At 65.7% G+C, this 8,941-nt stretch carries 9 protein-coding genes and 1 pseudogene; 2 read left to right on the top strand and 8 right to left on the bottom strand.

The features are described 5' to 3' along the window. From B5G02_RS09915 to ettA, 5 genes and pseudogenes are all read right to left on the bottom strand, one after another. Window positions 1-223, bottom strand: a pseudogene (locus B5G02_RS09915) (SIS domain-containing protein); the annotation flags it as partial. Between the two features lie 52 nt (window positions 224-275). Continuing rightward, window positions 276-1,418 (bottom strand): SIS domain-containing protein, encoded by a 1,143-nt coding sequence (locus tag B5G02_RS09910; RefSeq protein ID WP_019238807.1) that lies wholly within the window; start codon window positions 1,416-1,418, stop codon window positions 276-278. 248 nt (window positions 1,419-1,666) lie between these two features. After that, entirely contained in the window at window positions 1,667-2,401 is a 735-nt protein-coding gene (locus B5G02_RS09905) for a GntR family transcriptional regulator (protein ID WP_094336092.1), read from the bottom strand. Next, window positions 2,386-3,153: a GntR family transcriptional regulator gene (locus tag B5G02_RS09900; RefSeq protein ID WP_094336091.1), complete on the bottom strand. Its 768-nt coding sequence runs from the start codon at window positions 3,151-3,153 to the stop codon at window positions 2,386-2,388. Before B5G02_RS09900 ends, B5G02_RS09905 begins: the two co-directional genes overlap by 16 nt. A gap of 154 nt (window positions 3,154-3,307) precedes the next feature. Beyond that, a complete protein-coding gene (gene ettA, locus B5G02_RS09895) occupies window positions 3,308-4,987 on the bottom strand; it encodes an energy-dependent translational throttle protein EttA (RefSeq protein ID WP_094336090.1) in 1,680 nt (559 codons plus the stop codon). A 465-nt stretch (window positions 4,988-5,452) separates the two neighbouring features. Here ettA and B5G02_RS09890 point away from each other — a divergent pair, with 465 nt between their 5' ends. After that, a complete protein-coding gene (locus B5G02_RS09890; RefSeq protein WP_241146232.1) occupies window positions 5,453-6,202 on the top strand; it encodes a tRNA threonylcarbamoyladenosine dehydratase in 750 nt (249 codons plus the stop codon). Next, entirely contained in the window at window positions 6,199-6,966 is a 768-nt protein-coding gene (locus B5G02_RS09885; RefSeq protein ID WP_094336089.1) for a TatD family hydrolase, read from the top strand. The genes B5G02_RS09890 and B5G02_RS09885 overlap by 4 nt, the downstream gene beginning before the upstream one ends. A 70-nt stretch (window positions 6,967-7,036) precedes the next feature. Here B5G02_RS09885 and B5G02_RS09880 read toward each other — a convergent pair whose 3' ends face one another. The 3 genes from B5G02_RS09880 to B5G02_RS09870 form a co-directional block, all read right to left on the bottom strand. Continuing rightward, a complete protein-coding gene (locus B5G02_RS09880; protein ID WP_094336088.1) occupies window positions 7,037-7,771 on the bottom strand; it encodes a GntR family transcriptional regulator in 735 nt (244 codons plus the stop codon). Between the two features lie 3 nt (window positions 7,772-7,774). Then, on the bottom strand, window positions 7,775-8,437 hold the full coding sequence (locus B5G02_RS09875; RefSeq protein WP_094336087.1) for an HAD family hydrolase: 663 nt from the start codon (window positions 8,435-8,437) through the stop codon (window positions 7,775-7,777). Between the two features lie 89 nt (window positions 8,438-8,526). After that, window positions 8,527-8,865 (bottom strand): HAD hydrolase family protein, encoded by a 339-nt coding sequence (locus B5G02_RS09870; RefSeq protein ID WP_275080512.1) that lies wholly within the window; start codon window positions 8,863-8,865, stop codon window positions 8,527-8,529. Window positions 8,866-8,941: the final 76 nt, after the last annotated feature.

Below are 8,941 nucleotides of genomic sequence, written 5' to 3'. Positions count from 1 at the left end.
CCTCGAGGTCGCGGTCGCCGAACTTGTTCATGAGGTACTCGAGCTGCATGAGCTCGTCCCAGGTGCCGCCGACGCCCATGAGGAAGATGGCGTCGTAGCCCTCGTCGGCGATGCGGTCGGCCATGGCGGCCATCTGCTTGCCGGTCTCGACGAGCGCGCGGCCGTCCTCGAGGTAGCCCTCCTGGTCGAAGTTCATGATCTCGACCTTCTCCGTCTGTTTCATTCCCTAGCTCCCTTCTCCTGCCTAAAGGAATCCCGACACATATGAGCGGCGGTTAGGCTTCCGCCGAGTCTCCGTATAGGGCGTCCGCAAGACGCTCAAGCTCATGAACAGAGGCGTCGTAACCAGGCGCCTTTGACGCGAATACGTCGTCTACCTCGTCGAGGAAGGGATGCACGTCCCAGCTGTTAAGGGCGCTCGCGATCTGCGCGGCGAGGTATTGGACAAAGGAGAGGGCAGCGAACGGGTAGGTCTCTGCAGATGCCGCCTTGACCGCCGCTTCATGGAACGAGGCTGCGTTTTCCGCACCGCTCGGATGCGAGGTGACGAAATAGCATGTCTCCGTAACCGAAGCGATGCCGCGCGCGATATCCGCCAGGCGCTTGGAGCCCATCGGGTCATCGAAGATGACCACCAGGTATCCTGGGATGATCTGCATCTCGGGTCCATGGATGAATTCCTCGCCCTCGAACCACATGGCCGGCACCTTCGTCGTTTCGCTGAATTTGAGCGCCGCCTCCTGCGCGACGCCACGCAGGGCGCCGTTGCCCACGAACATGGCCGGCGCCTGCGCGGAAAGCGCGAGCCGACGCTTCTGAAAGAGGCTCCGTGCGGCATCGATCCCCGACGAGCACGCGCTCCCCGCGTCTTGAAGGCGGCCACGGAGCCGTTCAGCCTCTGATGTATCGAGGGTTCCCGTACGCTCCCCCGCCATGATTCCGAAGTGCATCAGATAGCTGATGAGCGTGTGAACGCCCATGGTTACGAAATCGACCGACTCGACTCCCACCCCGTAATCGAACACGCATGACGCATGTTCAGAAATGGGCGCCGCGGTGTTGGCCGTGAGCACAGCGCACGGAACATCGCGGGCGGCCATGAAATCAAGCGCGGCAATCGTGTTGGTCGAATAGCCGCTTTGAGAAACAGCAACATTGAAGGCGCGCTTGGGCTGGGCGTGTTCGAACTCGATGAACGCCTCGGGCGTCACCACCTGCACCTCGCAGTCCAACACGCGCTGCAACAACGGTCGAGCGATGTCGGCGGCATTCTTGGATGAACCGGATGCGATGATGCGCAGCGCAGCGCAATCGCTTGCGACAAACCGTTCGACCAACGGCTCAACGAGTTCCCGTTCCTTTTCGGAGACTTCAGCGAGTCGCGTCACAGAACGTTCAATGTAATCCGCCATCTCCATGAGCTATCACCACCCCGTGACCATGCTCGCAGCATCGCAGCAAGCGACATCTTCAGATTATTTAATACCAATTACTACTCAAGAGTATTTAATACCACTTTGAGAATCGCAAAGGCCATGCGACGAGCGGTAGCGATTCCTCGGTAATTGGTATTAATTACTCATAACTTGGCGTTTAGTAGGGATTGGCACCTGAGCCGCGGCGCACAGCGCTGCATCCACGCGATGCCGTCGGCAACTATCCGCGCTCAATACTCGTAGCTGTAACTCCCCCGATCCGCTCGGCACAGCGAACTGGAGTATTCGATCACCGTTCCCGTCGCGTCGAAGCTCAGGCACGCAAGGGAGAGCGCTAGATCGCCGGGCGACACCTGCAGCAACGCTGCATCATGAGCCGAAAGCGTATCGATGTCGAGCCGCTCCTCCGTCGCAACGACCGCGCGGCCGTACAGCTTGTACGTCTCGTAGAGACTGAACACAGAGACGTCGATGTCCTCGATGCCCTCGAACAGCGCGAGAGGGACGAAGGCTCGCTCGATGGAAAGCGGTTCATCATCCACGCTGTTCAGGCGGCGAATCGAATAGAGCACGTCATCCTCGTCGATCTCGAAAAGCTGGGCGAGATACGGACCCGCGCGTCGACGCGAGCGCGAAAGCACGCGTACAGAGGCCATGCGGTTCGACGTTCGCGCGGACTCGCGAAACCCGCCCACCTCACCTACCTCGCCGAAGCGCCGGCTGGTGACATAGGTTCCCTTACCGCGGACGCGGCGAATTCGCCCCATCTCAGCCAGATCGTCGAGGGCGGCGCGCACCACGAAGCGCGTTGTTCCGAATTCTCGCGCCAAATCGTGCTCGGAGGGCAAGCTCGAACCCTCGGGATATTCCCCGCGCTCGATGCGCTCTACAAGCGTATCCAAAATCACGGGACTCAACGAGCTCAGGCCGGTACCGGCGATGCGGGCATTCACGCGTTCAGCCATGCGCGCGCCCCTTCCGATACAACTTCCCGCTTTCCGCCCACGCTTGCAAACCTATAGAGCGCTGGATTGATGACCGTCTTCACGTATTCGACGAGCGTATGCTGGGCATCATATTCAAGAGCCGATTCAAAAAAGACCGGGGCGCCCTTCGGTATCCCTAGGCGATTCGACTCATCAGCGTTCGCGCGCGAGATGGAGATGCGCTCCGCTCCATGCTCGACGGTGATACCATACGACCGATCAAGAACCGCATAGAGCTCTTCGCTGCTGAAGTCATGGCGATCGATATCCGGGCAGAGCACGCCGTTGATTGAAGAGGTCTCGATCGATACGGGAGATCCGTCGGCAAGGCGCACGCGGCAGAGTTCGAACACGGGAGCGCCTTCAGCGAGACCGGTACGCTCAGCGAGACCAGCGTCGGCCTTCTTCCACCGGGCGGAAATCACACGTGAGCCGGGGGTCCGCCCCACCGCGCGCACCGAGTCGGAGAAGCTATACGTCTCCTCGAAGATGTTGACCGGCTTGACCGGGCAGATAAACGTTCCCGCGCCATGGCGACATTCAAGCATGTGAGCCGCCTCGAGGCGGCCGATCGCAGCGCGAAGCGCCGTACGCGAAACGCCGAGTTTCTCGGCAAGGACGCGCTCTGCAGGCAGACGGTCGACGCCCATCAGGCGATAGCGCTGGATATAGTAGAGAATCCCCTCCTCGGCGCGGTCGCGCGGAGGCGTCGCTGGAACTGATGCCGCCACTCGACCCCACCCTTCTCACCAGACGCCATCGAGGGAGATTGTACTCCAGAGATGGCGCACAAAGCCATTCGGGGCGGGTCTCGCCGAGTTATCCGACTCGTGGAAACCCGCCCCGAAGGCATCGAAAGCGATCTATCGTACGAAAGCCGTCCGCCTAGTCGCGCGTGAGCTTGCGGTGGACGCGGTGCGGACGTGCGCCGTCGTCGCCCAGGCGGGCGATGCGGTTCTCCTGGTACGCGGCGAAGTTGCCCTCGAACCAGTACCACGCGCCCGGGTTCTCGTCCGTGCCCTCCCACGCGAGGATGTGCGTGGCCACACGGTCGAGGAACATGCGGTCGTGGCTGATGACCACGCTGCAGCCGGGGAACTCGAGCAGCGCCGCCTCGAGCGAGGACAGCGTCTCGACGTCGAGGTCGTTCGTGGGCTCGTCGAGCAGCAGCAGGTTGCCGCCCTGCTTGAGCGTGAGCGCGAGGTTGAGGCGGTTGCGCTCGCCGCCGGAGAGCACGCCCGCTCGCTTCTGCTGGTCCTGCCCCTTGAAGCCGAAGCTCGCCACGTAGGCGCGGCTCGGCACCTCGGTCTCGCCGACGAGCATCTTGTCCGTGCCGCCCGAGACGACCTCCCAGAGCGTCTTGTCGGGATCGATGCCCGCGCGGTTCTGGTCGACGTAAGAGATCTTGACCGTCTCACCCAGCTCGATGGAGCCGCTCGTGGGCTCCTCCTGGCCGATAATCATCTTGAAGAGGGTCGTCTTGCCCACGCCGTTCGGGCCGATGACGCCCACGATGCCCGCGCGAGGCAGGCTGAACGAGAGGTCGTCGATGAGCACGCGGCCGTCGAACTCCTTGTGCAGGTGCGTTGCCTCGAGCACCTTCGCGCCCAGGCGCGGCCCCACGGGGATGCGGATATCCGTCCAGTCGAGCTTCTGGCTCGCGCGCGCCTCGGCCTCCATCTCCTCGTAACGGGCGAGACGGGCCTTGTTCTTCGCCTGGCGCGCCTTGGGGCTCGAGCGCACCCACTCGAGCTCGGAGGCCATGCGCTTCGCGAGCTTGGCGTCGCGCTGACCCTGCGCGGCGATGCGCGCGGCCTTGGTCTCGAGGTACGTGGAGTAGTTGCCCTTGTAGGGGTAGAGGTGCCCGCGGTCGACCTCGCAGATCCACTCGGCCACGTTGTCCAGGAAGTAGCGGTCGTGCGTGACGGCGAGCACGGCGCCGGGGTAGTTCTTCAGGAAGTGCTCGAGCCACAGGACCGACTCGGCGTCGAGGTGGTTCGTGGGCTCGTCGAGCAGCAGCAGGTCGGGTGCCTCGAGCAGGAGCTTGCAGAGGGCAACGCGACGGCGCTCGCCGCCCGAGAGCACGGAGACGGGCGTGTCGGAATCGGGCAGCTGCAGGGCGTCCATGGCCTGGCCGAGCTTGGAGTCGATGTCCCAGCCGTCGGCCGCGTCAATCTCGTCCTGGAGCTTGCCCATCTCGGCCATGAGGGCGTCGAAGTCCGCGTCGGGCTCGGCCATCTCCTCGCCGATCTTGTTGAAGCGCTCGACCTTCGCCATAAGGTCGCCGAACGCCAGGCGCACGTTCTCGATCACGGTCTTGTCTTCCTCGAGCGGCGGCTCCTGCGGCAGCAGCCCCACGGTGTAGCCCGGCGTGAGGCGCGCCTCGCCGTTCGAAACTTCCTCGACGCCCGCCATGATCTTGAGGAGCGTCGACTTGCCCATGCCGTTGGGACCCACGACGCCGATCTTCGCGCCCGGGTAGAAGCTGAGCGTCACGTCGTCGAGGATGACCTTGTCGCCATGCGCCTTGCGCGCCTGGTACATTTGATAGATGAACTCCGCCATGAAGAACTCCCTGCTCTGCGTTGCGTATCGATGCGATTGTGTCGCCCGGTATCGTCTCAGACCTGCGACGCCGCGGGAATGGTTCCGGCCGCTCTCCATTCCGAAACCATCAGCGCTCGCAGCCGGCGCGCCCCGCCCAGACGGCTCCACGCACCCGTAACAGCGCTTGCGGGCGGGCACAGTCCCAACACCAGCACCCCGCGCCCACGTTTTTGCGCCGCTAGAGCGATTTTGTGGTGATGGAATTCAGATATGCACGATGGACGAGGCGCCAAATGGCGGACGGGCGCGGGCGGGCGCATGCCTCCGAGAGAAAACCCCAGGATTCGAGGACGCCCCGCCGCCTTAGAGAGGTGCTTTTGGGCTCCGTACCCCTCGATTCGCATCCCGCATCGTGCATATCTGAAATCCACCACCATTTTTTCGCGCTCGCGCTCGGAAAACCGCTCGCCTACAATGGATGACATGAACGAAACGGCGACATCTCGACTCGAAGCCCTCTGGGGCAGCGCAGGGCTCACGCGCCTGCAGGCCGCGACCGTCATGGTCGTGGGCGCGGGTGGCGTGGGCTCGAACTGCATCGAGTCGCTCGCGCGCGGCGCGGTGGGCACCATCATCGTCGTCGACGGCGACGAGGTCGCTGCGAGCAACCTCAACCGCCAGGCACTCGCCTGGACGGATACCGTCGGCATGCGCAAGGTCGAGGCGGCGCACTTGCTCGTCGAGCGCATCAACCCGGGCATCCGCGTCATCACACGCGATACGTTCCTGCTGCCCAGAGACGTCCCCGCGCTCATCGAGGATGTGCGCGCCGAGGCGGGCGGCCACATCGACTACCTCGTCGACGCCATCGACACCGTGATGACGAAGCTCATACTCGCCTCTTTTGCCGAACGGTCGGGCACCCCCCTCGTGAGCAGCATGGGCGGCGCGATGAAGCTCTACCCCGAGCAGCTGCGCTTCGCCGACATCTACGACACGCACGGCGACGCCCTCGCGCGCGTCATCCGCAAGGGCTGCCGCAAGCTCGGTATACGCCACCTCGACGTGCTCTATTCGCCGGAGCCGCCGATCGAGCGCCCAAAGCTCGCCGCAGCCGCGGAGGGAGCCGAGCGGCCGCCCCTCGGCACGACCTCCTACCTCCCGCCCATCATGGGGCAGATGCTCGCCGGCTTCGTGATGCGCCGGCTCGTGGGCGCGGGCGGCGGCGCATGATGCGCCTCGTCGACATGCACTGCCACCTCGACCTCATGACGAACGGCGTCGAGATCGCGCGCGCGGCGCAGGAGGCAGGCATCGGCTTCTTCTGCACGACCGTCACCCCCGCCGACGCCGCCGCGGCGCAGGCGCGCTTCTCCGAATGCCCGAACGTGCGCGTGGGCACCGGGCTCCATCCCTGGTGGATCGCCGACGGGACATGCGGCGCGCAGGACGCACGCGAGGCAGCGGCCGGGGCCGCGCACACGGCATACCTGGGCGAGGTCGGCCTCGACGCGGGCAAGCGCGGCGCAGCGAGCATCGAGGCGCAGGCACGGGCGTTCGAGCACATCATGGAAGCTGCGAGCGCGCACCCCCTGCCCGGGCGCATCGCCTCCATCCACGCCATCCGCTCCGCAAGCCGGGTCCTCGACATCTTGGAGCGCACGGGCGCCGCGCGCACGGTCGCGTGCATCTTCCATTGGTTCAGCGGATCGACCGACGAGCTCTGGCGCGCGGTGCACCTGGGCTGCCTGTTCTCCATCAACGAGCACATGCTCGCGACGAAGCGCGGCCGCGAGTACGCCCGCATCCTGCCCGCAGACCGCCTCCTGCTCGAGACGGACGCCCCGCCCGAGCTGCACGCCCCCTACAGCCTCGAGGGTATCGAGCGCTCGCTCACGGCGGCCCTGACGCGGCTTGCGGAGACCCGGGGCGTTGACCCCGCGGCGCTCGGCGCCGACATCGCCGCCCGCAGCGCGCGCCTGCTCGGCCTCGCGTAGGCAACCGCGCGCCACGCGCGCCCAAGCCACGCGCCACAACAGGCGCGGCGGGCACCGACGGGCGCAGAGCTCACGCGCACAGCACGAAGCGCGACCCCACGATGTACTGCCAACCCACAAAGATCGGCGCGCCCTCGGCATCGAAGAACCGCGACTTCATGAGGAACAGCGGCTCGCCCTCGGGAACGCCGAGCGCCGCGGCGACCTCCCGGTTCGCCCGCGCGATCTCGATGGTGCGGCCGGGCGCCTGGCGGGGACGGATGCCGGCGCGGTCGCGCAGCAGCTCGAAGAGGGAGACCGGCCCGTCGAGCTGCTCGCCCAGCAAAAACGCGAAGCGCTCGCGGTGCAGGTAGTGGCGGTCGAGCAGGACGGGGACGCCGTCCGCCGTGCGCAGACGCTCGATCACGAGCACCTCGTCCCCCTCGGGGATGCCCAGAAACGCCGCGAGCTCGCTCCCGGCGGGCGCGGTGAGGCGCGCGACGAGCGTCGAGCCCGCCTCCATGCCGTCCTCGCGGCACGCGGCGCTGAAGCTCTGCACGTCCGTCCCGAACTGGACCTTGCGCAGCAGCTTCGGCGGGTTCACGAAGGTGCCGCGCCCCTGCTGCTTCGTGAGGTAGCCCTCGGCGGCGAGCTCCTCGATGGCGCGGCGCACCGTCACGCGCCCCACGCGGTACGCCTCGGCGAGCTCGTGCTCCGTGGGGATCTGGCTGCCCGGCTGGTACGCACCCGACTCGATCTTGTCCCGGATGCCGTTCATCACCTGCTCGTAGAGCGGGATGGACGTCCGCTGCTCCAGCCGTCCCATGGCTTACTCCACCGCGAGGAGGTCGGGGACGCCGTCGATGATCGCGTCCGCCTCATCCTGCGAGAACCCGAAGCGCTCCTCGCGCTTGGCGAAGACCATGAGCCCCGCGCGCTTGCCCGCCTCGATGCCGTAGGGCGAGTCCTCGACGCAGCAGCACACGGCGGGGTCGAGCCCCAGCAGCTCGCAGGTATGCAGGTAGATCTCGGGGTTCGGTTTGCTCTTATGGAACTGCTCGCCGCTCACGACGACCTCGAACGCGTCCGCGATCCCGCAGGCGTCGAGCACCTCGCGGATGTTGTCCATGGGCGAGGACGAGGCGAGCGCCAGGCGCACCCCGCGCTCGCGCAGCGCGGCAAGCGTCTCGGGCACGCCGGGGTTCATGAGCGCATGGTAGTCGTACACGTAGCTCTCACCCCAGGCGTTGAAGCGCGCGATGGCCTCCTCGGGGGTGAGCGTGCCGTAGCCTCCGCGCTCCCACCAGCTCACGACCGTCTGGCGGAAGGTCTCCTGCGAGCAGCCGACGGTGCGCGCGATCTCCTCGTCGGGGACGTCGATGCCGTGGGCGTCGAGAAAGGCGCGCTCCTCCTGGGCATAGGCGTATTCAGAGTCGACGATGACGCCGTCCATGTCGAAGATCACGGCTTCAAACGGGAACTGTCCAGGCATCGGGCCTCCTCGGGTTGTGCGCACCTGTCCTATACGATACGCGAGCGCAGGCGCCACGGCAAGGAAGCCGCGGCCAGCGGTGCCGACCGCTAGGCCAGCAGCTCCTCGAGGGCGGCGGCGATGCCGTCGTCGTTGTTCGAGTGGGTCACCGCGTCGGCTGCGCGCTTCACCTCGTCGGTCGCGTTCGCCATGGCGATGCCCGTGCCCGCAAGCTCGAGCATGGGGATGTCGTTCTGACCGTCGCCGAACGCCACGAGCTCGGAGGGGTCGATGCCGCGCTCGGGCAGCGCCACCGAGAGGGCGCGCGCCTTGTCGATGCCCTGCGCCGTGTACTCGAAGTAGAAGTCGGCGGTGAACATGCAGCTCAGGCTGTCGGCGAAGGGAGACCAGCTATATGAAGTCAAGACCTGAAGGCTAGCTTTTCTCATTCCCGGATCTATCGGAACCAGCACCTTGAGAACCGGATACCGAATGCTTTGAAGGGTCCCTCCCGGGCCTTGCCGG

Source organism: [Collinsella] massiliensis (assembly GCF_002161605.1).
GTDB lineage: Bacteria > Actinomycetota > Coriobacteriia > Coriobacteriales > Coriobacteriaceae > Enorma.
The sequence above is the reverse complement of the archived record's forward strand: the minus strand, read 5'-3'. Positions and strand labels throughout refer to the sequence as shown.

Excerpts from the sequence above, each read along its gene's own strand:
- B5G02_RS09910 (WP_019238807.1), bottom strand. The coding sequence starts at position 1,418 with ATGGAGATGGCGGATTACATTGAACGTTCTGTGACGCGACTCGCTGAA.
- B5G02_RS09905 (WP_094336092.1), bottom strand. The coding sequence starts at position 2,401 with ATGGCTGAACGCGTGAATGCCCGCATCGCCGGTACCGGCCTGAGCTCG.
- ettA (WP_094336090.1), bottom strand. The coding sequence starts at position 4,987 with ATGGCGGAGTTCATCTATCAAATGTACCAGGCGCGCAAGGCGCATGGC.
- B5G02_RS09890 (WP_241146232.1), top strand. The coding sequence starts at position 5,453 with ATGAACGAAACGGCGACATCTCGACTCGAAGCCCTCTGGGGCAGCGCA.
- B5G02_RS09885 (WP_094336089.1), top strand. The coding sequence starts at position 6,199 with ATGATGCGCCTCGTCGACATGCACTGCCACCTCGACCTCATGACGAAC.
- B5G02_RS09880 (WP_094336088.1), bottom strand. The coding sequence starts at position 7,771 with ATGGGACGGCTGGAGCAGCGGACGTCCATCCCGCTCTACGAGCAGGTG.
- B5G02_RS09875 (WP_094336087.1), bottom strand. The coding sequence starts at position 8,437 with ATGCCTGGACAGTTCCCGTTTGAAGCCGTGATCTTCGACATGGACGGC.
- B5G02_RS09870 (WP_275080512.1), bottom strand. The coding sequence starts at position 8,865 with ATGAGAAAAGCTAGCCTTCAGGTCTTGACTTCATATAGCTGGTCTCCC.